The sequence below is a fragment of the Sanguibacter keddieii DSM 10542 genome (assembly GCF_000024925.1).
Taxonomy (GTDB): Bacteria; Actinomycetota; Actinomycetes; order Actinomycetales; family Cellulomonadaceae; genus Sanguibacter; species Sanguibacter keddieii.
Genome location: NC_013521.1, coordinates 2877377 through 2899613, shown reverse-complemented (window position 1 = coordinate 2899613; position 22237 = coordinate 2877377). Strand labels below are relative to the sequence as shown.

The 22237-nt window shown below is 73.1% G+C and carries 21 protein-coding genes; 17 read left to right on the top strand and 4 right to left on the bottom strand.

Translation table 11 applies throughout. The features are described 5' to 3' along the window. The first annotated feature begins 1 nt into the window (after position 1). From SKED_RS12815 to SKED_RS12775, 9 genes are all read left to right on the top strand, one after another. Entirely contained in the window at positions 2 to 1024 is a 1023-nt protein-coding gene (locus SKED_RS12815; protein ID WP_012867584.1) for an ABC transporter ATP-binding protein, read from the top strand. Beyond that, positions 1021 to 1719 carry an ABC transporter ATP-binding protein gene (locus SKED_RS12810; RefSeq protein ID WP_012867583.1) on the top strand — a complete coding sequence of 233 codons (699 nt, stop codon included), beginning with the start codon at positions 1021 to 1023 and terminating at the stop codon, positions 1717 to 1719. The genes SKED_RS12815 and SKED_RS12810 overlap by 4 nt, the downstream gene beginning before the upstream one ends. 199 nt (positions 1720 to 1918) lie before the next feature. Beyond that, positions 1919 to 3829, top strand: coding sequence for a translational GTPase TypA (gene typA / locus SKED_RS12805; protein ID WP_012867582.1), 1911 nt, complete (start codon positions 1919 to 1921; stop codon positions 3827 to 3829). A gap of 154 nt (positions 3830 to 3983) precedes the next feature. After that, positions 3984 to 5093 carry a PIG-L family deacetylase gene (locus SKED_RS12800; RefSeq protein ID WP_012867581.1) on the top strand — a complete coding sequence of 370 codons (1110 nt, stop codon included), beginning with the start codon at positions 3984 to 3986 and terminating at the stop codon, positions 5091 to 5093. Between the two features lie 10 nt (positions 5094 to 5103). Further along, positions 5104 to 5520: a DUF6113 family protein gene (locus SKED_RS12795; protein ID WP_012867580.1), complete on the top strand. Its 417-nt coding sequence runs from the start codon at positions 5104 to 5106 to the stop codon at positions 5518 to 5520. A 114-nt stretch (positions 5521 to 5634) separates the two neighbouring features. After that, positions 5635 to 7932 (top strand): VanW family protein, encoded by a 2298-nt coding sequence (locus tag SKED_RS12790; RefSeq protein WP_012867579.1) that lies wholly within the window; start codon positions 5635 to 5637, stop codon positions 7930 to 7932. Between the two features lie 52 nt (positions 7933 to 7984). Beyond that, on the top strand, positions 7985 to 8848 hold the full coding sequence (locus tag SKED_RS12785) for an ACT domain-containing protein (protein WP_012867578.1): 864 nt from the start codon (positions 7985 to 7987) through the stop codon (positions 8846 to 8848). Beyond that, positions 8845 to 9846: a prephenate dehydratase gene (locus tag SKED_RS12780; RefSeq protein WP_012867577.1), complete on the top strand. Its 1002-nt coding sequence runs from the start codon at positions 8845 to 8847 to the stop codon at positions 9844 to 9846. Before SKED_RS12785 ends, SKED_RS12780 begins: the two co-directional genes overlap by 4 nt. After that, positions 9843 to 10847, top strand: a complete 1005-nt coding sequence (locus tag SKED_RS12775) for a prephenate dehydrogenase (RefSeq protein WP_012867576.1) — start codon at positions 9843 to 9845, stop codon at positions 10845 to 10847. Before SKED_RS12780 ends, SKED_RS12775 begins: the two co-directional genes overlap by 4 nt. Positions 10848 to 10885: 38 nt before the next feature. On the opposite strand, the gene SKED_RS12770 is transcribed toward SKED_RS12775, so the two are convergent. Continuing rightward, positions 10886 to 11176, bottom strand: coding sequence for a putative acetyltransferase (locus SKED_RS12770; protein ID WP_012867575.1), 291 nt, complete (start codon positions 11174 to 11176; stop codon positions 10886 to 10888). A gap of 120 nt (positions 11177 to 11296) precedes the next feature. Between SKED_RS12770 and fdxA the strand changes: the two genes are divergently transcribed. From fdxA to SKED_RS12755, 3 genes are all read left to right on the top strand, one after another. After that, a complete protein-coding gene (gene fdxA / locus SKED_RS12765; protein ID WP_012867574.1) occupies positions 11297 to 11614 on the top strand; it encodes a ferredoxin in 318 nt (105 codons plus the stop codon). 9 nt (positions 11615 to 11623) lie between these two features. After that, the gene (gene dapC / locus SKED_RS12760; RefSeq protein WP_012867573.1) at positions 11624 to 12760 is read left to right on the top strand and encodes a succinyldiaminopimelate transaminase; all 1137 of its coding nucleotides are present in this window, start codon (positions 11624 to 11626) and stop codon (positions 12758 to 12760) included. Between the two features lie 203 nt (positions 12761 to 12963). Next, a complete protein-coding gene (locus SKED_RS12755) occupies positions 12964 to 14262 on the top strand; it encodes a citrate synthase (protein WP_012867572.1) in 1299 nt (432 codons plus the stop codon). A gap of 95 nt (positions 14263 to 14357) precedes the next feature. On the opposite strand, the gene SKED_RS12750 is transcribed toward SKED_RS12755, so the two are convergent. Together SKED_RS12750 and dapD are read right to left on the bottom strand one after the other, a co-directional pair. Further along, positions 14358 to 15326 (bottom strand): hypothetical protein, encoded by a 969-nt coding sequence (locus tag SKED_RS12750; RefSeq protein ID WP_245534564.1) that lies wholly within the window; start codon positions 15324 to 15326, stop codon positions 14358 to 14360. A 2-nt stretch (positions 15327 to 15328) separates the two neighbouring features. Then, the gene (gene dapD, locus SKED_RS12745; protein ID WP_012867570.1) at positions 15329 to 16288 is read right to left on the bottom strand and encodes a 2,3,4,5-tetrahydropyridine-2,6-dicarboxylate N-succinyltransferase; all 960 of its coding nucleotides are present in this window, start codon (positions 16286 to 16288) and stop codon (positions 15329 to 15331) included. A gap of 100 nt (positions 16289 to 16388) precedes the next feature. Between dapD and dapE the strand changes: the two genes are divergently transcribed. From dapE to SKED_RS12725, 5 genes are all read left to right on the top strand, one after another. After that, on the top strand, positions 16389 to 17504 hold the full coding sequence (gene dapE / locus SKED_RS12740) for a succinyl-diaminopimelate desuccinylase (protein WP_245534563.1): 1116 nt from the start codon (positions 16389 to 16391) through the stop codon (positions 17502 to 17504). 154 nt (positions 17505 to 17658) lie between these two features. After that, the gene (locus tag SKED_RS12735; protein WP_012867568.1) at positions 17659 to 18501 is read left to right on the top strand and encodes an LOG family protein; all 843 of its coding nucleotides are present in this window, start codon (positions 17659 to 17661) and stop codon (positions 18499 to 18501) included. Next, entirely contained in the window at positions 18498 to 19451 is a 954-nt protein-coding gene (gene folP / locus SKED_RS12730) for a dihydropteroate synthase (protein ID WP_012867567.1), read from the top strand. Before SKED_RS12735 ends, folP begins: the two co-directional genes overlap by 4 nt. A gap of 150 nt (positions 19452 to 19601) precedes the next feature. Continuing rightward, positions 19602 to 19769 carry a DUF3117 domain-containing protein gene (locus tag SKED_RS19565; RefSeq protein ID WP_012867566.1) on the top strand — a complete coding sequence of 56 codons (168 nt, stop codon included), beginning with the start codon at positions 19602 to 19604 and terminating at the stop codon, positions 19767 to 19769. 2 nt (positions 19770 to 19771) lie between these two features. After that, on the top strand, positions 19772 to 21355 hold the full coding sequence (locus SKED_RS12725) for a leucyl aminopeptidase family protein (protein WP_012867565.1): 1584 nt from the start codon (positions 19772 to 19774) through the stop codon (positions 21353 to 21355). A 39-nt stretch (positions 21356 to 21394) separates the two neighbouring features. On the opposite strand, the gene SKED_RS12720 is transcribed toward SKED_RS12725, so the two are convergent. Then, on the bottom strand, positions 21395 to 22039 hold the full coding sequence (locus SKED_RS12720; protein ID WP_042439215.1) for an O-methyltransferase: 645 nt from the start codon (positions 22037 to 22039) through the stop codon (positions 21395 to 21397). Positions 22040 to 22237: the final 198 nt, after the last annotated feature.

Sequence of the window (22237 nt, the reverse complement as noted above, 5' to 3'; positions counted from 1 at the left end):
CATGGACAGCCGGACCTCGACCCCTCCCGCGGCGCGGCACGCGAGCGCCCCGGCGCTGGCAGCCGCGCCGGACGCCCCGGACATCCTCTGCCGCGACCTCGTGCGCATCTTCGTCACCGAGGGCCTCGAGGTCCAGGCGCTCCAGGGCCTCAACCTCCGCGTCGACCCGGGGGAGATCGTCGCGGTGGTCGGCGCGTCCGGCTCGGGGAAGTCGACGCTCCTGTCGATCCTGTCCGGCCTCGACCGCCCCACCGGCGGGTCCGCCGAGGTGGCGGGGGCCGACCTGCTGGCCCTCGGTCGGCGTGCACGGGTCGAGTACCAGCGGAGCACGGTCGGCTTCGTGTGGCAGCAGGCGGCCCGCAACCTCCTGCCCTACCTGACGGCCGTGCAGAACGTCGCGGTCCCGCTGACCATCACCCGGACGGCCGGTCGGCGCGCGCGTGCCCTCGAGCTCCTCGACCTGCTGGGGGTGGCGCACTGCCACGACAGGCTGCCGTCCCAGATGTCCGGCGGGCAGCAGCAGCGCGTCGCCATCGCGGTGGCCGTCGCGAACTCGCCCCGGGTCCTGCTCGCGGACGAGCCCACGGGCGAGCTCGACGAGACGACCTCGGGGGAGGTGCTCGACATGCTCCGGGCGGTCAACGCCGAGACCGGCGTGACGACGCTCATCGTCACCCACGACCCGACGGTGTCGGAGCACGTCGCCCGCACCGTCCAGATCCGGGACGGCAGGACCTCGACCGAGGTCCTGCGTCGTACCGAGCGCGCGGCCGACGGGTCCGAGCGTCACGTCGCCGAGGAGTTCGCGGTGCTCGACCGTGTCGGGCGGTTCCAGCTGCCACCCGAGCACGTGGAGACCCTCGGGCTGCGCGACCGGGTGCGGCTCTCGCTCGAGGCGGACCACGTCCGGGTGTCTCCCGACGGTGCTCCTCCCGCCGGCGGCTCGACCGAGCGGGCGCTGCCTGCCGACCCGCGCGGGCGACACGCCACGCCCGGGACGACCGACCAGGGAGGACTCTCATGAGTGCCGAGCCTTCAGCCGTCCTGCCGACACCTGCGCTGCGCGCGGTCGCGGTGAGCCGGACGTTCTCGACCCCCGCGGGCGACGTGCACGCGGTCGTCGACGTGTCGCTCGAGGTGCAGCCCGGCGAGCTCGTCGTGCTCCGGGGGACGTCGGGGTCGGGCAAGTCCACGCTGCTCAACGTCCTCGGCGGCATCGACGAGCCGACCGCCGGCCACGTCGAGGTCGCGGGGGAGCGGCTCGACGCCCTCGACAGCGCCGCTCGGCTGCGCCTGCGCACCACCGGGATCGGCTACGTCCTGCAGTCCTTCGGGCTCGTCCCGGTGCTCTCCGCCGCGGAGAACGTCGAGGTGCCGCTGCGCCTGCTGCGCACCGAGGCGGGCGAGCGTGACGCCCGGGTACGGGCGGCGCTCGCCATGGTCGGCCTCGAGCGGCACGGGCACCAGCGTCCCTACGAGCTCTCGGGAGGGCAGCAGCAGCGCGTGGGCATCGCCCGGGCGCTCGTCGCACGGCCGTCGATCCTGCTCGCCGACGAGCCGACCGGACAGCTCGACTCGGCCACGGCGGCCACGGTGATGGACCTGCTGCACGACCTCGTCCACCGTGAGGGGGTCGCGGCGGTCGTCTCGACCCACGACCCCGTGCTCGTCGCGCGGGCGGACCGGGTCCTCACCCTCCACGACGGACGTGTCTCCTGACACACTCTCGCGCCGCCCTCTGCGGCGAGGGTACAGTTGCATAGGTCAACGTCGTCTCTTCGTCGACGAGCGCTCGTCAGGTGCAGTACGACCCAGCACCTGGACCGCCGTCGAACCGCTGACGCGTGGCCTCCTCGGGTACCCAGCGGCGCACCTGTGCGCTGCCCCGTTCCTTCCACACGGTGAAATGAGTTTCTCTATGTCTGTGCGCTCCGACCTGCGTAACGTCGCGATCGTCGCCCACGTCGACCACGGTAAGACCACCCTCGTCGACGCGATGCTGCACCAGTCCGGCGCGTTCGGTTCGCACGCGCACGTCGACGAGCGCGCCATGGACTCCGGTGACCTCGAGCGCGAGAAGGGCATCACGATCCTCGCGAAGAACACCGCCGTGCACTACGCGGGTCCTGCAGCGATCGCCGCCGGCCAGCCCGACGGCATCACCATCAACGTGATCGACACCCCGGGCCACGCCGACTTCGGTGGTGAGGTCGAGCGCGGCCTGTCCATGGTCGACGGTGTCGTCCTCCTCGTCGACGCGTCCGAGGGCCCGCTGCCCCAGACGCGCTTCGTGCTCCGCAAGGCGCTCGTCGCCAAGCTCCCCGTGATCCTCGTGGTCAACAAGACCGACCGCCCCGACTCGCGCATCGAAGAGGTCGTCGCCGAGGCGACCGACCTCCTCCTCGGCCTCGCGAGCGACCTCGCGGACGAGGTCCCCGACCTCGACCTCGACGCGATCCTCGACATGCCGGTCGTCTACGCCGCGGCCAAGGTCGGCCGCGCGTCGACCGAGCAGCCCGCCGACGGCACCGCCCCGGAGAACGAGGACCTCGAGCCGCTCTTCAAGGTCATCCTCGACAAGATCCCCGCGCCGACCTACGAGGAGGGCGCGCCGCTCCAGGCTCACGTCACCAACCTCGACGCGTCGCCGTTCCTCGGCCGCCTCGCGCTGCTCCGCATCTTCAACGGCACGATCAACAAGGGCCAGACCGTGGCCTGGGCCCGTGCCGACGGCACGATGCAGAACGTGAAGATCACCGAGCTCCTCGAGACCAAGGCGCTCTCGCGCGTGCCCACGGACTCCGCGGGCCCCGGTGAGATCGTCGCCGTCGCCGGCATCGAGGACATCACCATCGGCGAGACCCTCACGGACCCCGACGACCCGCGTCCGCTGCCGCTCATCACGGTCGACGACCCGGCCATCTCCATGACCATCGGTATCAACACCTCCCCGCTCGCGGGCAAGGGCGGCAAGGGCCACAAGGTCACCGCCCGCCAGGTGAAGGACCGCCTCGACAAGGAGCTCATCGGCAACGTGTCGCTCCGCGTCCTGCCGACCGAGCGTCCTGACGCCTGGGAGGTCCAGGGCCGTGGAGAGCTCGCGCTCGCCATCCTCGTCGAGCAGATGCGTCGCGAGGGCTTCGAGCTCACCGTCGGCAAGCCGCAGGTCGTCACCCGCACCGTCGACGGCAAGCGCCACGAGCCGATGGAGCGCATGACCATCGACGTCCCCGAGGAGTACCTCGGTGCCGTCACGCAGCTCCTCGCCCAGCGCAAGGGCCGCATGGAGACCATGTCGAACCACGGCACCGGCTGGGTCCGCATGGAGTTCGTCGTCCCCGCGCGTGGCCTCATCGGCTTCCGCACCCGCTTCCTCACCGACACGCGCGGCACCGGCATCGCGTCGTCGATCGCCGAGGGCTACGAGCCGTGGGCCGGCCCGATCGAGACCCGTGTCAACGGCTCGCTCGTCGCGGACCGCTCCGGCGTCGTCACCCCGTTCGCGATGATCAACCTGCAGGAGCGCGGCTCCTTCTTCGTCGACCCCACGCAGGAGGTCTACGAGGGCATGATCGTCGGCGAGAACTCGCGCAACGAGGACATGGACGTCAACATCACGAAGGAGAAGAAGCTCACCAACATGCGTGCAGCGTCTTCTGACACCTTCGAGAACCTCACCCCGCCGAAGCACCTCACCCTCGAGGAGTCCCTCGAGTTCGCCCGCGAGGACGAGTGCGTCGAGGTCACCCCCGAGGTCGTGCGCATCCGCAAGGTCATCCTCGACCAGAACGAGCGCTCGCGCGCCTACTCGCGCAACAAGAACGGCTGATCCACCGAGACCCGCGCCCAGCGCGCGGGTCCTGCGCCGATGGCTGCCAGGTCCACCGACCCGGCAGCCATCGGCTTTTTCAGGCGAGCACGCGCGGCCCGAGACGGCCGCGCAGCACGGGGGCGTGCCGCACCAGCACGGACGAAGGACACGCATGATCACCGAGACGACCCTGCCCGACGGCCCCCTGCTCGTCGTGCACGCGCACCCCGACGACGAGACGCTCGCGACCGGCGGGCTGCTCGCGACCTGGGCGGCCAGCGGGCAGCCGGTCACGCTCGTGACCTGCACCCGCGGTGAGCGCGGCGAGGTCATCGGGACCGCGCTGTCCCACCTCGAGGGAGACGGTGCTGCTCTCGCCGCCCACCGCGAGACCGAGCTCGCCGCCGCGCTGGCCTCTCTCGGGGTCACCGACCACGCGTTCCTCGACTCCGTGCCCCCGGCAGCCGACGCGCTCACCAGCCGCGCGCGCCTCGAGGACTCCGGCATGGCCTGGGTCGGCGACGGCGCACCGGGCGCCACGGGCCAGGCAGGAGCCGCGACCGAGGTCCCGCCGGGCGCACTGGTCCGGGCCTCGGTCGAGGAGTGCGCCGAGCGGCTCGCGACGGTCCTGCGGGACCGACGCCCCACGGTCGTCGTCACCTACGAGCCCGGCGGAGGGTACGGGCACCCGGACCACGTCCGCGCCCACGAGATCACCGTCCGGGCGCTGTCCCTCGCCGCGCAGGACGCGACCACGGGGACGGAGACCGTCCCCGGGCACCAGCCCGCGCACGTGTGGTGGGTCGTGGTCCCTCCTGCCGTCCTCACCGCCGCCCGTGCCGACCTCGCCCGGCGTGCCACCGAGGACCCGTGGTTCCAGGCTCTCCTCGACTCGCAGCCGACCGCCGCGCTGCCGCAGGGCCCGCTGCCCGCGGTCGCCGAGCCCGCACGGGACGTCGTCGCGACCGTCGACGTGCGGCCCGTCCTCGAGCAGGTGCGCGGAGCGCTCACCGCGCACGCGACCCAGGTGCACTGGGTCGACACGGTCGCGCCGGCGCCCGCGGACGACTCCGAGCCGGGCGAGGCTGCTCTGGCCACGGCGGCGCCGGGCTCGTTGCTCGGCTGGTACGCGCTGAGCAACGACGTGATCGTCCCGTGGCTCACCCACGAGCACTACGCCGACGCGACCGCGACCGTCTCCGCGCCGGTCGCCGGTCCGGCTGCCGGGCCAGACGGCGGCGTCGCGAGCGAGGTCCAGGCGACCCCCAGCAGCGACCGGTAGCGTAGCGACCATGTCAGCTCCTCTGTCCTCGGCCGCCCCCGTCCCGACGTCGTCGGGGCCGCAGGCGCCGCGCCCGGCCCCGCGCGGACGCGGCTCGATCGTGCTCGGCTACGTGGTCGCGCTCCTGCTCGGTGGCGTGGTCGCGACCGTCGGGACGGTCGCCCACAGGCTCTGGGTGCCGGCCGTCCTGGTCCTCGCGCTGGTCGTCGTGCTCGCGGCGGGTGTCATGGTGCGTGCCTGGATCGGCACCGGTGGGCTCGTCGCCTACGGTCTGGGGTGGCTCGTGCTGGTCCAGGTCGCCGCGACCACGGGGCCGGGAGGAGACGTGCTGCTCCCCGGCCAGGCCATCAGCTACGTGTGGATGGGGGGCGGGATGCTGATGATCGGTGTGGCCGCCTTCGCGCCGCGACGCTGGTTCACCGACTGACGTCCGTCGCCTCCCTGTCGGGTGCGGCCCGTACACTGGGCCCGCAAGGGGGAGAGCATCCCACGCCAGTCCACGGGGTCACGCCCCTGAGCAGTCGCGAGCGGAGCACGTTTGATGAGCAGCAGTCCCGACGGCACGAGCGCCGCGTCCGGACCGCCCACCGGGCCGACCCCTCAGAACCCTGACGAGGTCACGACGCAGGCTCCCGGGTATCCCGTGCTCAACCGCCCGCCCGTGGAGGACCGCGCGACGTCCGACGAGGCGACGGTTGACGAGGCGACGGTTGACGACTCGTCTGAGGTCGACGCCGATGCTGAGCTGTCCGAGGGCGACGAGGCCGTGGCTGTCGACCCCGTGGCGGACGAGCACACGACCGACGACGACACCCCCTCGGTCGAGACGGCGCCCGACGAGACCCGGTCGGCCGACGACGACGACTTCGACGAAGCCGACGACGAGTCTGACGACGACACCGTCGTGATCCGTTCGGGCGACAGGACCGAGGTCATCAGCCCGGTCCCGCTCGCCGCCGACGGGGCAGACCCTGGTGCCGAGCCTGCGACGACCACGACCTCCACCTCCGCGCCCACCGACGCGACGACCTCGCCATCCACGCCGTCTACGGCATCGTCGTCCGCCGCGGACGCGGCCGGACCAGCAGCAGGGGACTCAGTGCTCGACGACTTCGACCGGACCGAGCCGGCCCGACGCTGGCCCCGCAACCTCCTCTGGGCCGGCTGCGCCGTCCTCGTGCTCGCGGGCGCCTACGTGGCTGCCCAGTGGTACTTCGCCGACCGCATCCCGCGCGAGACGACCGTCGCCGGCATCGACATCGGCGGGTTGTCCAACGACGCCGCGGTCGAGCGTCTCGAGAGCGAGCTCGGTGGCATCGCCGCGGCCCCCCTCCCGGTGACCGCGGGCGAGGCGACCACGACGGTCGACCCGGCCGCGGCAGGGCTCACCTTCGACGCCGAGGCGACCGTGGACGGTCTGACCTCCTTCTCCCTCGCCCCGTCGCGGCTCCTCGCCCAGATCTCCGGCGGCGACGCCGTGGCGCCGGTGTCCGTGATCGACGACGCCGCGCTCGCCGCGGCGGTCGAGACCATGGGGCTCGACCTCGAGGTCGAGGCCACCAGCGGCACCGTCGGTTTTGTCGACGGCGCAGCGGTCGCGACCGAGGCCGTCGAGGGCAGCGGGGCCGACCTCGAGGAGTCGACCGAGCTCATCCGCGACACGTGGCTCACCGCGACCCGCCCGCTCGTGCTCCCGACCGAGCCGATCGAGCCCGACATCAACCAGGCCGAGACCGACGAGGCGTACGCGGTGGCCCAGACGGTCGCCTCGGCGCCCGTGACCGTCGCGGTGGCCGACCAGGTCGCCGAGATCCCGGTCGACGTGATGACGGCAGCCGCGTCGATGGCCCCCGTCGACGGGGCCCTGCAGCTGACCTTCGACGGGGAGCTCCTGGTCCAGGACGTCGTCGCACGCACCACCGACCTGCTCTCCGACGCGGCCGACGCCAAGTTCGTGTTCGTCGACGGGGCTCCGCAGATCGAGGCGGGCCTGCCCGGCACGACCCTCGACCCCGAGGCTCTCGCGGCAGCGGTCCAGACCGCTGCGACCGGTGAGGACCGCACCGCCCCGGTCGAGCTCGTGGAGAGCGACCCTGCCCAGTCGACCGAGGCCCTCGAGGCTCTCGGCGTGACCGAGATCGTGTCGCAGTTCGCCACCCCGCTGACCAACGAGCCCGTGCGCACGGAGAACCTCCGGGTCGCGGCCGAGCGCGTCACCGGCACCCTGGTGCTGCCCGGCGAGGAGTTCGACCTCACCCAGGTGATCGGGCCCATCACGGCGGCGAACGGCTACCAGGCCGCGCACATCATCTCCAACGGCCAGATCGTCGACGGCATCGGCGGCGGCCTCTCGCAGATGTCGACCACCACGTACAACGTCGGCTTCTTCGCCGGGATGGTCGACCTCGAGCACCGCCCGCACAGCTACTGGTTCGACCGGTACCCCGAGGGGCGCGAGTCCACCCTGGCCGTCGGCCAGATCAACATGCGGTGGCGCAACGACTCGCCCTACGGCGTGCTCATGCAGTCCTACATCGCGGACGGCAAGCTGCACGTGGTGGCGTGGAGCACCCCGTACTACACGGTCACCGACAGCACGAGCTCGCGGTCGGACGTCGTGGCGGCGACCGTCGAGCACAAGTCAGGCCCGGGCTGCGTCGCGCAGAGCCGCGGCAACAGCGGGTTCTCCGTCTCGATCTCCCGCACGGTGACGATCACCGCGACCGGCGAGAAGGTCATCGACGAGACCAACTCCTGGCGGTACCGTCCGCAGAACGGCGTCGTCTGCGACGCGCCGCCCCCCGCAGAGCCCGAGGCGCCCGACGCGTCCGAGGGCTGACCTGCTCCACCCGAGTGGCCCGAGAGGCCCGACACAGGCGAGGAACACACCCATGCTCGGCAAGAGTGCCCGCGAGTCCGGTCCGCACGCACGGCGGGCCGCCACCCTGGGCGGATGGTCCGAGCCCGACGTCGACATGCTCGACCTCGGGTCCACGTCGGCGACGCTCTCGACCGTCGCCCACCTCGACAACCTCTCGGCGGTCGTGCACATCGGCCACCCCGCGCAGCCCACCCCCGAGCTGGAGCGGACCCTCCTCTCGAGCGACCGGTCGCTCATGCTCACCTCGGCGGTCGCCGTCCCCTCGGAGTGGGTCTGGGTCGGTCGGACCGCTGAGGCCACCGGCGTCGCGATCGTCGACGAGTCGGGGATGCGGGACTGCCGCCACGCCCTGCGCACCATGGGCGTGAGCCCGCACCTCGTGCCCACCACCACGTCGGTCGCCGAGCGCATCCAGCTCGCCGGCGAGCACGGGACGCTCGTGGTCGAGCGCTCGGCCACACCGGCCGGCTTCCAGGAGCTCCCTGGCAGCGCCGGCCTCCAGGCCGTCCCGCTGCTCTGGTACGGCCTGCTCGAGACCTCCACCCTCCCCGGCTTCGACAGCCCCGCCCAGGTGTGGCTCGCCTTCGGCCCGCGCGACGACCACCGTGGGTCGCTCCAGCAGTCGCTCGGCGTCTTCGCGGCGGCAGAGATCGACCTCCAGCACCTGCGCAGCCAGCGGTCGCAGGCCGGTCCCCACGTGTTCCTCACCTCCTTCACCTGCGCGAGCTCCGCCGCCCTCGAGGGCGTCCTCGCCGAGTTCGCGGCCCGTGGCGTGGAGCACCGCGTGCTGGCGGTCCTGCCCGGCCACAGCTTCTCGCCCGGGCCCGACGCGCTGACCCCGGTCTGGTCGGGCACCGAGGTCGCCGTCCCGTGAGCGACGGGTTCGCGCCACCCGCACCTGTCCCTGCAGCCGCTCAGCCCGGGGCCACCACCGAGGTGCGCCGTCTCGCGTACCTCGGCCCGGAGGGAAGCTTCACGCACCAGGCCGCCTCGGGCTGGGCGGCCCCCGGCGCGACGGAGCTGCTCCCGCTGCGCACCGTCCCCGAGGTCTTCGCGGCGGTCGCCGCGGGGGAGGTGAGCCACGGAGTCGTGGCCATCGAGAGCTCGGTCGAGGGCTACGTCGTGCCCTCGCTCGACGCGATCGTCGCGTCGTCCGAGGTCGTCGCGGTCGACGAGGCCTTCGTGGAGATCACCTTCGACGCCTTCGTGCTCCCCGGCGCGGACGTCAGCCCGACCCAGGCGACGGCGCACCCCCACGGGCTCGCGCAGTGCCAGGGCTTCGTCGACGACCACGGGCTGCTTCCCGTCCCGGCCACGTCCAACGCCGCGGCGTGCCGGGACATCGCACCCGGTCAGGTGGCCCTCGGACCACCGCTGTGCGGTGACCTCTACGGCCTCACGCGCTGGGCCACCGCCGTCGAGGACTTCGCCGGGGCGCGGACCCGGTTCCTGCTGCTCGCCCGGCGGGACGACGCCCCGGTCCCCGACCGCGCCGACCCGTTGACGGCCTGGCGCTCGATGCTCGCCGTCACGCCGCACGTCACCGGACCCGGCGTGCTCGCGCGGATCACGGAGGCCTTCGGTGCACGCGGGGTCAACATGTCGAGTCTCATCACCCGGCCGGTCAAGGCGCTCGAGGGCCGCTACGTCTTCATCCTCACCGTCGACGCCGCACCGTGGTCGGCCGACCTGCGCGAGGTCCTCTCCGGGCTGCTCGCCGCGGGGGACTCGGTCAAGACGCTCGGGGTCGTCCCCGCCCGCGGGGAGCTCGACGACACCGTCGCCGTCGACCGCGTCCCGACGGGCAGCGTGCGCGCCGGCTCGACCGAGGCACAGCAGCGCCGGGCGCTGCTGTGGGGGAGCGGAGCATGACCGGACACGTCGCCGTGGTGGGGCTCGGCCTCATCGGCGGCTCAGCCGCGCAGACCCTCGTCGCGCAGGGCTGGCGCGTCACCGGCTGGGACCCTGACGCCCCGACCCGCGGGCTCGCCCGCGAGGCAGGCGTCGAGGTCGTCCCCACCCTCGAAGGGCTCGCGGCGGCCGGTGCGAGCATCGTCGTGCTCGCGGTGCCGCTCCGCGCCGTCCGCAGCACGGTCGAGCGGCTCGCCCCGGTCCTCCCGGAGAGCGCCGTCCTCACGGACGTGGCCAGCGTCAAGGAGCCGGTCCGCGACGCGGTCCGCGCCGCCGGCCTCGACCGTCGGTACGTCGGGGCGCACCCGATGGCCGGCACCGAGCACAGCGGCTTCGCGGCCTCGGACCCGGAGCTGCTGCGCGGGGCGCGCTGGGCGCTGACGGTCGACCCGACCACCGACCTCGAGGCGTTCCTCGCGGTCGCCGGCATGGTCACCTCGGCCTTCGCCGGCGTCGTGCACCCGCTCGCCGACGCCGTGCACGACGAGGCCGTGGCCCTCGTGAGCCACGTGCCGCACGTGGTCGCCACGGAGCTCCTCAACCTCGTGGTCGGCTCACCGGTGTCCGAGGTGGCGCAGGGTCTCGCGGCGGGGAGCTTCAGAGACGGTACGCGGGTGGCACGGACGACCCCCCGCCGCACGCAGGCGATGGTCACCGACAACGCCGCCTGGGTCTCGGCAGCGCTGAGGCTCACCGCCCGTGACCTGGTCGCGCTGGCGGACACGCTCGACGCGAACGGCTCGACCGACGCGTTCTTCGACCGTGCTGACGTGCTCCGTGCGGGCGGGGCGGCGGGCGAGACCCGGCAGACCGTCGAGGTGGTGCTGGACGACGGCTGGCAGCACGGGCTCGCGGAGCGCGGCCGGCAGGGGGCCCGGCTCGTCGCGGTCGACGCGGCACGACGCTCCGTCGTCCTCAGCGAGGCGCTGCCCACGCCGCAGGCGGGCTCCGCCGAGGCCTGACACCTGAGTCCTGAGGGCTCAGGTGTACCGGAGGGCGGTCAGCCGTCTCGTGGACGACGGCGCGCCGGCGCCGGCGGCACCACCTTGCCGGTCGCGATGGTCCCGACGGGGACCTCGACGGTCCCGGACCGGGTCTCGAGGGTGAGGGCGTCCGCGGTGCGAGCCGTGACCGTCCCCAGCACGTCCGTGTAGAGGTGGGTCGAGCCGGCGGGGAGCCGGGTGCGCACCATGACCCGGACGCCGGGCTCCCAGCCCTCCCAGACGCCTCGCTCCGGTGGCGCCGTCGTGACGTCGTCCGGCTCGCTCGGGTGGTCTGTCGGGAAGGTCACAGGTCCTCGGGGTGGGTCGGTGCGGGCACCGGAGACGCGCGGTGCGGATCTAGGCGATAATAGAGCGTCGTTGTCCAGGCACGCCCATCGCCTGGACTCGCCCCCGGGAAGGACATCGAAGTGACCTACGTGATCGCGCAGCCCTGCGTCGACGTCAAGGACAAGGCGTGCATCGAGGAGTGCCCCGTGGACTGCATCTACGAGGGCAAGAGGTCGCTGTACATCCACCCCGACGAGTGCGTGGACTGCGGTGCGTGCGAGCCGGTGTGCCCGGTCGAGGCGATCTACTACGAGGACGACGTGCCCGACGAGTGGTCGGAGTACTACAAGGCGAACGTGGAGTTCTTCGACGACCTCGGCTCGCCCGGCGGCGCAGCCAAGATGGGCGAGATCGACAAGGACCACGCCGTCATCCTCGCCCTGCCCCCGCAGGCCTGAGGCACGCCGGTGGGCTTCGCGGACCTCAGCGACCTCCCGTTCCCCTGGGACACCCTCGCGTCGGCAGCAGCCCGCGCGCGTTCTCACCCCCGGGGCATCGTCGACCTGTCGGTCGGCACGCCGGTCGACGCGACGCCGTCGCTCGTCCAGGACGCCCTCGCCGCCGCCGGTGACGCCCACGGGTACCCCACGACGCACGGCACCGCCGTGCTGCGCGAGGCGGTCTCGGCGTGGTTCGCCCGCCGTCGCGGCGTCGTCGGGCTCGACCCGGCAGCCGTCCTGCCGACGGTCGGCTCCAAGGAGCTCGTCGCGCTCCTCCCGTCGCTGCTGAGGCTCGGCCCCGGCGACGTGGTCGTGCACCCCTCGGTCGCGTACCCGACCTACGACGTCGGCGCCCGCCTCGCGGGTGCCACGGCGGTGGCGTCCTCCGACGTCGACGAGTGGGAGGGGCGCAGCGACGTCCGTCTCGTCTGGGTGAACTCTCCGGGGAACCCGACCGGAGAGGTGCTGTCGGTCGCCGAGCTGGCCCGCGTGGTCGCGGCCGCCCGTGCCGTCGGCGCGGTCGTGGTGAGCGACGAGTGCTACGCCGAGCTCGCCTGGGACGAGCCCTGGGCCGGGTCCGGCGTCCCGAGCATCCTCGACCCGCGGGTCAACGGCGGCTCGCACGAGGGGCTGCTCGCCGCGTACTCGCTGTCCAAGCAGTCCAACCTCGCCGGGTACCGCTCCGCCTTCGTGGCCGGCGACGGCGCCCTCGTGGCACGGCTGCTCGAGCTCCGCAAGCACATGGGCATGATCGTCCCCGCCCCCGTCCAGGCGGCGACCGCGGTCGCGCTCGGGGACGACGCGCACGTCGCGGCGCAGCGCGAGACGTACCGCCGGCGCCGTGAGGTCCTGCTGCCCGCGCTGCGGTCCTCCGGTCTCGAGGTCGACGGGTCGCACGCCGGGCTCTACCTCTGGAGCCGCCCGGCGTCGGCCGCGCCCGGAGACCCGGTGGCGTGGGAGACGGTCGACATGCTCGCCGGTCTCGGGATCCTCGTCGCCCCGGGCACCTTCTACGGCACGGCGGGTGCCGCGCACGTGCGCGTGGCCCTCACGGCCACCGACGAGCGCGTCGCGGAGGCCGCTGCGCGCCTGACCGCAGGCTGAGAGTGTGACCTGTCTCACGGTCGGTTTAGGTCGTTCGGCCCTTCACTGATTGGGCACAAGCCTTCGGTGCCAGGTACCGTCGCAGTGGGCCAGTGTCGTCCTCACCCAGGTCGACGCCGGCAGTCAGCGGCGCCCTCCGGCGTCGAGCAGGAGGAGCACCGCTCTGCCCGACAGGGTGGTGCCGCGTGCGCAGGAAGGAAGCTATGTCGGACTCTCAGACACCTACCGTCACCCTCGACGTCGACGGACGGTCACAGGTGCTCCCCGTCGTCCCGGCGACAGACGGCAACGACGGGATCGTCGTGTCGTCGCTGCTGCGCGAGACGGGCATGGTGACCGTCGACCCCGGGTTCATGAACACCGCCTCGTGCGAGTCGGAGATCACGTACATCGACGGCGACGCAGGGATCCTCCGCTACCGCGGGTACCCGATCGACCAGCTCGCCGAGAAGTCCACCTTCCTCGAGGTGGCCTACCTCCTCATCCACGGCGAGCTGCCGAGCAAGAGCGAGGGCGAGGCCTTCGTCGAGCGCGTCAACCGCCACACGCTCGTCCACGAGGACTTCCGCACCTTCATGGGGACCTTCCCGCGCGACGGTCACCCCATGGCCGTGATGTCGTCGGCGATCAACGCGCTGTCGACGTTCTACCCGGAGTCCCTCGACCCCTTCGACGACGAGACGATCGAGCTCGCCACGGTGCTCCTGCTCGCCAAGTCGCGAACCATCACCTCGTACCTGCACCGCCGCCGCGTCGGCGAGCCGCTGCTGTACCCGGACTACTCTCGCGGCTATGTCGACGACTTCCTGCGGATGACCTTCGCCGTCCCGTACCAGCAGTACGACTCCGACCCCACGGTCGTCGACGCGCTCGACAAGCTGCTCATCCTGCACGCCGACCACGAGCAGAACTGCTCGACGTCGACGGTCCGCATCGTCGGCTCGAGCCACGCGAACCTGTACGCCTCCGTGGCTGCCGGCATCAACGCGCTCTCCGGCCCGCTGCACGGCGGCGCCAACGAGTCCGTGCTCAAGATGCTCCAGTCGATCCAGTCCTCGGACTACGACGTCGACACCTTCATGACCAAGGTGAAGAACAAGGAGGACGGCGTCCGCCTCATGGGCTTCGGCCACCGGGTCTACAAGAACTACGACCCGCGCGCGGCGATCGTCAAGAAGAGCGCGGACGCCGTGCTCCAGACGCTCGGCAAGCGCGACGAGCTCCTCGACATCGCGCTGCAGCTCGAGGAGATCGCCCTCAACGACGACTACTTCATCGAGCGCAAGCTCTACCCCAACGTGGACTTCTACACGGGGCTCATCTACAAGGCGATGGGCTTCGAGCCCGCGATGTTCACGCCGCTCTTCGCCCTCGGCCGCATGCCCGGCTGGATCGCCCAGTGGCGCGAGATGATGAAGGACCCGCAGACCAAGATCGGCCGCCCGCGCCAGATCTACACCGGCGCCACCGAGCGCGACTACCGCCCCGTCTCGGAGCGCTGAGCAGGTCTGACCCGCTCGATCAGCACCGACGACGACGCCCGCCCTGCCCTCTGGCACGGCGGGCGTCGTCGTCGCTGGTGGTCCTGGCTCGAGGGTCAGCCCGCTGCAGGCAGGGTGAGGCGCACCTGTCCCTCGGGCACGGCCGCAGCCGGGTCGACCGTCGTCCACGCGCGGGACGTGCGGTCCCACCGTGCGTCGCCGACCGAGACCGTCTGGACCCCTGTCGCCGAGGCGGTCGCGACGGACCAGGACCCGAGCGCCTGCGCGACGGCGTCGACCGGGTCCCGGCCGCTGAGCGGCGCGGCGTCGAGCACCACGGAGAGACCGTCACCGCGGCTCGCGACCCCGTCGCCGAGGTCTCGGGCCACGCGTGCCTCGACCGTCGCCAGCGCCGCGTCGACGCTCGTCGGGTTCCCCGCCTCGACCCGCGCGGCGTCGGGGAGCGTGCAGGTGATCCCGGCCGGAGTCTGCCCGCGGAGCGCGGCGGCCCAGGCCCGCGAGCGGGACTCGTGCTGGGCGTAGGCGTCCGGGAACCCGGAGCGCTGGACGGCCTGGGCGGCCACCGTCACGGGGAGGTCGAGGTAGCCGTCGACCGTCTCCAGGCCCTCGTAGAACTTGGTGGTGGAGTAGACGGGGTCCATGATCTCCTCGATCGTGCCCCAGCCCTGCGACGTGCGCTGCTGGAACAGCCCGACCGAGTCACGGTCCCCGTAGTCGATGTTGACCAGGCTCGACTCCTGCAGCGCCGTCGCGAGCCCGATCGTCGCCGCGCGCGCCGGCATCTCACGGCGCAGCGACATGGTGGCGATGAGCGCCGCGTTGTCGGCCTGCGTGACCGAGAGCCGCCACGAGGTGTCGTCGAGGGTCGCGACGCAGCCCTGACGTTCCGAGGCCTGGGGCTGCACCCGGTCGAGGAAGAAGACCACCCCGCCGACCGCGAGGCCGCCGAGGGCGACCACCGAGACCGTCGTCAGCAGGGCGCGCCGGATCGCGGCGCGCCGCGAACGGGCCGCGCGCGCCGTGCGCGCGGCCGTCCGTGGGGGCCGGGTGCGTGGTGGTGCCACGGCTAGTTGGCGTGCAGCGCGGCGTTCAGCTCGATGCCGACGCCGTCCCGGGCGACGGCCTCGACCCCGCCCGTGAGCGAGTTGCGGCGGAACAGCAGGTTGTCCCGGCCGGAGAGCTCACGGGCCTTGACCACGGCGGGGCCGCCGTCGGGCCCGGAGGTGGAGCCGACCAGGGTGACCTTGCTGCCCGCGGTGAGGTAGAGGCCCGACTCGACGACGCAGTCGTCGCCGAGCACGATGCCGAGCCCGGCGTTGGCCCCGAGGAGCGAGCGTCGTCCGATCGAGACGACCTGGGTGCCGCCGCCGGAGAGGGTCCCCATGATCGAGGCGCCGCCACCGATGTCGCTGCCGTCGCCCACGACCACGCCGGCCGAGATACGGCCCTCGACCATGGAGGTGCCGAGCGTCCCCGCGTTGAAGTTGACGAAGCCCTCGTGCATGACGGTCGTGCCGGACGCGAGGTGCGCGCCGAGGCGGACCCGGTCGGCGTCGGCGACGCGGACGCCGGACGGCACGACGTAGTCGACCATGCGGGGGAACTTGTCGATGCCGAAGACCGTCACCGGGCCACGGGCGCGCAGCCGGGCGCGCACCAGGTCGAAGCCGTCGACCGCGCACGGCCCGTGGTTGGTCCACACGACGTTGGTGAGCACGCCGAACAGCCCGTCGAGGTTCTGCCCGTGGGGTGCCACGAGCCGGTGGGAGAGCAGGTGCAGGCGCAGGTAGGCGTCGGTCGCGTCCGTCGGGGCCTCGTCGAGGTCGATCTCGACCTGGACGAGGACCAGGTCGACGCCGCGGTCCTCGTCGCGGCCCACGAGGGCCGCGAGCTCGGCGGGCTCGGTGGCGTCCTCCGGTGCGTGGCCGAGAGCGGGGCTCGGGTACCAGACGTCGAGGACGGTCCCTGCGGTCGTGACGGTGGCCAGGCCGTGGCCCCAGGCGGAGCGTGAGGTCGATGAAGTCATGGTGCTCAGCCTATGCGGCGGCGCGTGGAGGCCGTGTGCAGGTGCCGACGGGCGAGACCTGCTGGGCGTCCCGCCCTGGGTGCGCGCTAGGGTCGGGCAGGTGACCTCCCAGACTCCTGCTCCCGCCGACCGTCCCGTGCTCGACCTCACCGGAGGCGTGGTCGAGCTCACCCGGGCCCTCTGCGACATCCCCTCGGTGAGCGGCGACGAGCGTGCCGTCGCCGACGCGGTGGAGGCGGCGCTCTCGGGCCTCACGCACCTCGAGGTCGTCCGCGACGGCGACGCCGTGGTCGCGCGGACCACGCTGGGCCGCGCAGAGCGCGTGGTCGTCGCCGGGCACCTCGACACGGTCCCGGTCGCCGACAACCTCCCCGTGCGCGTCGTGGGCGAGGGTGTCCACGCCGAGCTCTGGGGACGGGGGACCGTCGACATGAAGGGCGGCGTCGCCGTCCAGCTCGCGCTGGCCGCCGAGCTCGTGGAGCCGACGCGCGACGTCACCTGGGTGTTCTACGACCACGAGGAGGTCGAGTCCTCCCTCAACGGTCTCGGCCGCATCGTCCGGACCCGACCCGAGCTGCTCGAGGGCGACTTCGCCGTGCTCTGCGAGCCCACGGCCGCGGGGATCGAGGGCGGCTGCAACGGCACCCTGCGCGTCGAGGTCCGCGTCCCCGGGGAGGCCGCGCACTCGGCGCGCTCCTGGATGGGGACCAACGCGATCCACGGGGCGGCCGAGGTCCTGACCCGGCTCGCCGCGTACGAGCCGGCCTCGACCGAGGTCGAGGGGCTCGTGTTCCGCGAGGGCATGAACGCCGTCGGCGTGCGCGGCGGCATCGCCGGGAACGTCATCCCGGACGAGTGCGTCGTGACCGTGAACTTCCGCTTCGCGCCGTCGCGCTCGCTCGCCGAGGCGGAGCAGCACACGCGCGACCTCTTCGAGGGCTTCGACGTCACGGTCACCGACGCGGCGGCCGGGGCCCGCCCCGGGCTCGACGCGCCGCTCGCCGTCGACTTCACCGAGGCGGTGCTCGAGGTCACCGGCGGCGCCCCCGCCCCCAAGTACGGCTGGACGGACGTGGCGCGCTTCTCCGAGCTCGGCGTCCCCGCGGTGAACTTCGGCCCCGGTGACCCGCTGCTCGCCCACAAGGACGACGAGCACTGCCCGGCGTCGCAGATCGTGCTCTGCTACGAGGCGCTGCGCACCTGGCTGCTGCGCTGACCTCTCGGGACGTCGGTCGGTCGGCCCGCCGCCGGGCCGACGGGCCAGCCGGCGGTGGTGTTCACCGCACGTCTGCGAGACCGCCTCCTGACGTTCGCCCGGCCGGTCCTGTGTCGCACCTGGTGGGCGGCCCGTGAGCACGTAGGCTCGGACCATGACGGACGAAGGACTGGCACAGACCGGGACCGGCTACCGCAAGGGACCGGTGATCCTCCGGGGGCAGCAGATCCCCGCGCAGACCACGGACCAGCGCCTGCTCGACAGGCAGCACGACACGGAGTGGGTGCACTCCGACCCGTGGCGCGTCATGCGGATCCAGAGCGAGTTCGTCGAGGGCTTCGGCGCCCTCGCCGAGGTCGGCCAGGCCGTGAGCGTGTTCGGCTCGGCACGGACGCCGCGGGACCACCCCGACTACGAGCTCGGTGTCGCTGTCGGTCGCGGTCTGGTGGACCGCGGCTACGCGGTCATCACCGGTGGCGGCCCCGGGATCATGGAGGCCGCCAACAAGGGCGCCCGCGAGGCGGGCGGCCTCTCGGTCGGGCTGGGCATCGAGCTCCCCTTCGAGCAGGGCATGAACGAGTACGTCGACCTCGGCGTGAACTTCCGCTACTTCTTCGCCCGCAAGACGATGTTCGTCAAGTACGCCTCCGGGTTCGTGGTGCTGCCCGGCGGGTTCGGGACGCTCGACGAGATGTTCGAGGCGCTGACGCTGGTGCAGACGCACAAGGTGACCGAGTTCCCGATCGTGCTCGTGGGCAAGGACTACTGGACCGGCCTCCTCGACTGGCTGAGCACCGCGGTCCTCGAGCGCGGGATGATCCACGCCAAGGACCTCGCGCTGTTCTCGATCGTCGACGACGCCGACGAGGCCGTGCGCATCGTGTGCGACCGGAACGAGGAGCTCCGCGCCCGCGAGCAGGCTGCCGCCGACGAGACCGCGGCCGCCGAGTCCAGCGCCGAGACGGTCGACGAGGCGTCACGGCCGGCAGCCGGTTGACCACCCCAGGGCAGCCGCCGGCCGGGGCGGCGCTCCCGCCCCGGGCGGCCGCGCTCGTGCTGCGCGGGCGGACCGTCGGGGCGACGTCGGCCGCGATCATGGCCATCGTCAACCGGACGACGGACTCCTTCTACTCGGGTGCCCGGCAGGCGGACGACACCGAGGCGCTCCGCGCGGTCGAGCGCGCCAGCCTCGAGGGTGCCGAGATCGTCGACGTCGGGGGAGTCCGTGCCGGGACCGGGCCGGAGGTGACGGTCGCGGAGGAGATCCGCCGGACCGTCCCGTTCGTCGAGCGCGTCCGGGCCGAGTTCCCCGACATGCTCGTCAGCGTCGACACCTGGCGGTCCGAGGTGGCCCGGGAGGTCCTGGGTGCGGGGGCCGACCTGCTCAACGACACCTGGGCCGGTCACGACCCCGGCCTGGTCGAGGAGGCGGGACGTGCCGGCGCGGGCGTCGTGTGCTCCCACACCGGGGGAGCGGTCCCGAGGACGGACCCCTTCCAGGTCCGGTACCCCGTGCCGCTCGACGCCCCGGCCGGCACCGACCCCCGGGACGGGGTGGTCCTGGACGTCCTCGCCACCCTCGCGGCGGCGGCGCGGCGCGCGGTGGCCTGCGGTGTCCCGCGCGAGTCCGTGCTGGTGGACCCCACCCACGACTTCGGCAAGAGCACCTGGCACTCGCTCCACCTGCTGCGCAGCACCGGACGTCTCACCGGGCTCGGTTTTCCCGTGCTCATGGCCCTGTCGCGCAAGGACTTCGTGGGCGAGACGCTCGACCTCCCGGCCGAGGACCGGCTCGAGGGGACGCTGGCCGCGACCGCGCTGGCCGCGTGGATGGGGGCGACGGTCTTCCGCGCGCACGACGTCCGGGCGACCCGGCGCGTGCTCGACATGACCGCCGCGGTGCGCGGCGACGAGGCTCCCGCCCGGGTCCTGCGCGGCCTCGTCTGACCCGGACGAGGGAGGTCCGGGCGCCCTGGAGACGACCGTGCGGGGATCCTGCGGCGCGTCGCCGCACGACGAGGGCGCAGGTCACACCCGGGGTGAACTAGAATATGGCTCGAGACACACGGCGGTATCGACGGAAATGGAGAGCCACCAATGGCTGCGATGAAGCCCCGTACGGGTGACGGCCCCCTCGAGGTCACCAAAGAAGGACGCGGGATCGTCATGCGCGTCCCCCTCGAAGGTGGAGGCCGCCTCGTGGTCGAGCTCAACGCCGTCGAGGCGGGCGAGCTGGGCGAGGCCCTGAAGGCAGTAGTGGGCTGACCTTGGCTCCTCGCACCACGTTCTCGGCCTCGGCCACCGCCCGCGAGGGCATCGGGCGCGGTCTGCCCGAGGTGGTCGTCGCCGACGGCTCGCTCGCGTCCTGCACGTTCCTCGGCGACGTCGACGCTGTCGCCGTGGCCGTCGGGTCGCCCGTCGAGGGCGACGACGAGCTGCAGCCCCGGGCGGGCACGGTCGACGCCTCGACGCGCTACGGCGTCGACCTGGCCGAGCTCGCAGAGCGGGCCTCGTTCACCGGCGCCGCCGGGACGACGCACACCATCGACCTCCCGCGGGTCCACGTGGGCTCGGGTGCGTCCCTGCCCTGGGTCGACCTCCCGCACCGGATCGTGTTCGTCGGTGTCGGGCGCGAGAGCACCGGCGACCTCCGCCGAGCCGGGGCCGCGCTCGCGCGTGCCACCCGCGGTCTCGAGCGCGTCCTCACCCCGGTCGCCGCGTCGGGCGACGCGTCCGCGACCCGCGCCCTCGTCGAGGGATACCTGCTCGGTGCCTACACCCCGGTCCGCCTCTCGGCGCAGGACCCGGCCCCCGGGCCCGCCGAGCAGCTCGTGCTCCTCGGCGACGCCGCCCAGGACGCGGTCGACCAGGCGACGCAGAGCGCGTGGGCCACGTGGTTGGTCCGCGACCTCGCCGCGACCCCCTCGAACATCAAGTCCCCGGAGTGGTTCGCCGACCGGGCCGTCGACCTCGCACAGGCCGAGGGGCTCGACGTGACCGTGCTCGACGTCCCGGCCCTCGAGGGCCAGGGCTTCGGCGGTGTGCTCGCGGTCGGGCGCGGCTCGGCCCGCCCGCCGCGCCTCGTGACCGTCACCTACACCCCGGTCGAGGGTGACGGCGGGCAGCACGTCGTGCTGGTCGGCAAGGGCATCACCTACGACACCGGCGGTCTCTCGATCAAGCCGCGCGAGGCCATGGTGCCGATGAAGACCGACATGGCCGGTGCCGCCGTCGCGCTCGCCGCGGTCCTCGGTGCGTCCCGCGCGCGCGTCCGCCACACGGTCACGGCGGTCCTCCCGCTGGCCGAGAACCACGTCGGCGGCTCCTCGTTCCGCCCCGGCGACGTGCTGCGGCTCTACGGCGGCACGACCGTCGAGGTCGCCAACACCGACGCAGAGGGCCGTCTGGTGCTGGCCGACGCGCTCGCCTACGCCGACGCGACCCTGGACCCCGACGTGCTCGTCGACGTGGCGACCCTCACCGGTGCCGCGAGCGTCGGCCTCGGGCGTGGCCACGCCGCTCTCTTCAGCCAGGACGCCGGTCTCGTGGCCGACGTCGAGGCCGCCGGTCGGGAGACCGGTGAGCCGGTGTGGCACATGCCGCTCGTCGAGGACTACGTGCCGGCGCTGCGGTCCTCGGTGGCCGACCTCCGGCACGTCCCGGCCGACCCGCAGGGCGGTGGCGCGGTGACGGCCGCGCTGTTCCTCAGGTCCTTCGTGGGCGAGCGCCGGTGGCTCCACCTCGACATCGCGGGCCCGGCTCGCGCGACCTCGCGGCGGCACGAGGTGCCCGCCGGTGCGACCGGCTACGGGGCACGTCTGGTCCTGAGGTTCCTCGAGACCCTGCGCTGACGGCAGCGGCAGCCGGATAGGCAGCCGCTGCGCGGGTGATCAGGCGGGAGCGGCGCGCTTGACCGAGACGAGCAGGCCGTCGCCGACCGGGAGCAGCGCAGAGAGCATCTGGTCGTCGTCACGGAGCCTGCGGCCGATCTCGCGGACCGCGGTCGTCGTCTCGTCGCGGCGGGCCGGGTCGGCCACGTTCCCGCCCCACAGGGCGTTGTCGACCACGAGCATCCCGCCCTCGCGCAGCAGACGCTGGGCCTGGTCCACGTACAGGGCGCAGCTGGTCTCCGCGGCGCTCACGAGGACGAGGTCGTAGGCGCCGTCGGTCAGGCGGGGGAGCACGTCGAGCGCCCTGCCCGAGATCGCCCGGGCCCGGGTCGGGCGGATCCCGGCCTCGGCGAAGGCGGCCTTGGCGGCACGCTGGTGCTCGACCTCGCCGTCGATCGTGGTGAGGACACCGTCGGGGAGCATGCCCCGCAGCAGCGAGAGGCTCGCGACGCCGGTGCCCGTCCCGACCTCGACGACGGACCGGGCCCCGAGGGCAGCGGTGAGCAGCGTGAGGGCTGCCCTCGAGCCGGGGAGCATGGCGTGGCACCCGAGCTGTGCGGCGCGACCGCGGGCTCGCAGGAGCACCTCGTCCTCGGTGACGAAGTCCTCGGCGTACGCCCAGCTCTGAGCTCTGTCGGCGGAGATGGTGTCCTCCAGGGGGTCGTGGACGGGTGCCTGACGCTCCAGATCGTACCGTCGCACGGGGGCCCCGCGTGGGAGCCGGGTGCGTGCGCCGGGCCGTCACGTGTGCGCAGCAGGTGAAGGTTCGTGCTGCGGTGCGGCGCCAGGGCCCTGGTGCTGGGACACTGGGGAGGTGCACGATCCCTCTGACCATCCGGTCCC

What these genes read in the sequence shown, in the direction of transcription:
- SKED_RS12815 (WP_012867584.1), top strand. Translation starts at nt 2, where the DNA reads ATGGACAGCCGGACCTCGACCCCTCCCGCGGCGCGGCACGCGAGCGCC.
- SKED_RS12810 (WP_012867583.1), top strand. Translation starts at nt 1,021, where the DNA reads ATGAGTGCCGAGCCTTCAGCCGTCCTGCCGACACCTGCGCTGCGCGCG.
- typA (WP_012867582.1), top strand. Translation starts at nt 1,919, where the DNA reads ATGTCTGTGCGCTCCGACCTGCGTAACGTCGCGATCGTCGCCCACGTC.
- SKED_RS12800 (WP_012867581.1), top strand. Translation starts at nt 3,984, where the DNA reads ATGATCACCGAGACGACCCTGCCCGACGGCCCCCTGCTCGTCGTGCAC.
- SKED_RS12795 (WP_012867580.1), top strand. Translation starts at nt 5,104, where the DNA reads ATGTCAGCTCCTCTGTCCTCGGCCGCCCCCGTCCCGACGTCGTCGGGG.
- SKED_RS12790 (WP_012867579.1), top strand. Translation starts at nt 5,635, where the DNA reads ATGAGCAGCAGTCCCGACGGCACGAGCGCCGCGTCCGGACCGCCCACC.
- SKED_RS12785 (WP_012867578.1), top strand. Translation starts at nt 7,985, where the DNA reads ATGCTCGGCAAGAGTGCCCGCGAGTCCGGTCCGCACGCACGGCGGGCC.
- SKED_RS12775 (WP_012867576.1), top strand. Translation starts at nt 9,843, where the DNA reads ATGACCGGACACGTCGCCGTGGTGGGGCTCGGCCTCATCGGCGGCTCA.
- SKED_RS12755 (WP_012867572.1), top strand. Translation starts at nt 12,964, where the DNA reads ATGTCGGACTCTCAGACACCTACCGTCACCCTCGACGTCGACGGACGG.
- dapD (WP_012867570.1), bottom strand. Translation starts at nt 16,288, where the DNA reads ATGACTTCATCGACCTCACGCTCCGCCTGGGGCCACGGCCTGGCCACC.
- SKED_RS12735 (WP_012867568.1), top strand. Translation starts at nt 17,659, where the DNA reads ATGACGGACGAAGGACTGGCACAGACCGGGACCGGCTACCGCAAGGGA.
- SKED_RS19565 (WP_012867566.1), top strand. Translation starts at nt 19,602, where the DNA reads ATGGCTGCGATGAAGCCCCGTACGGGTGACGGCCCCCTCGAGGTCACC.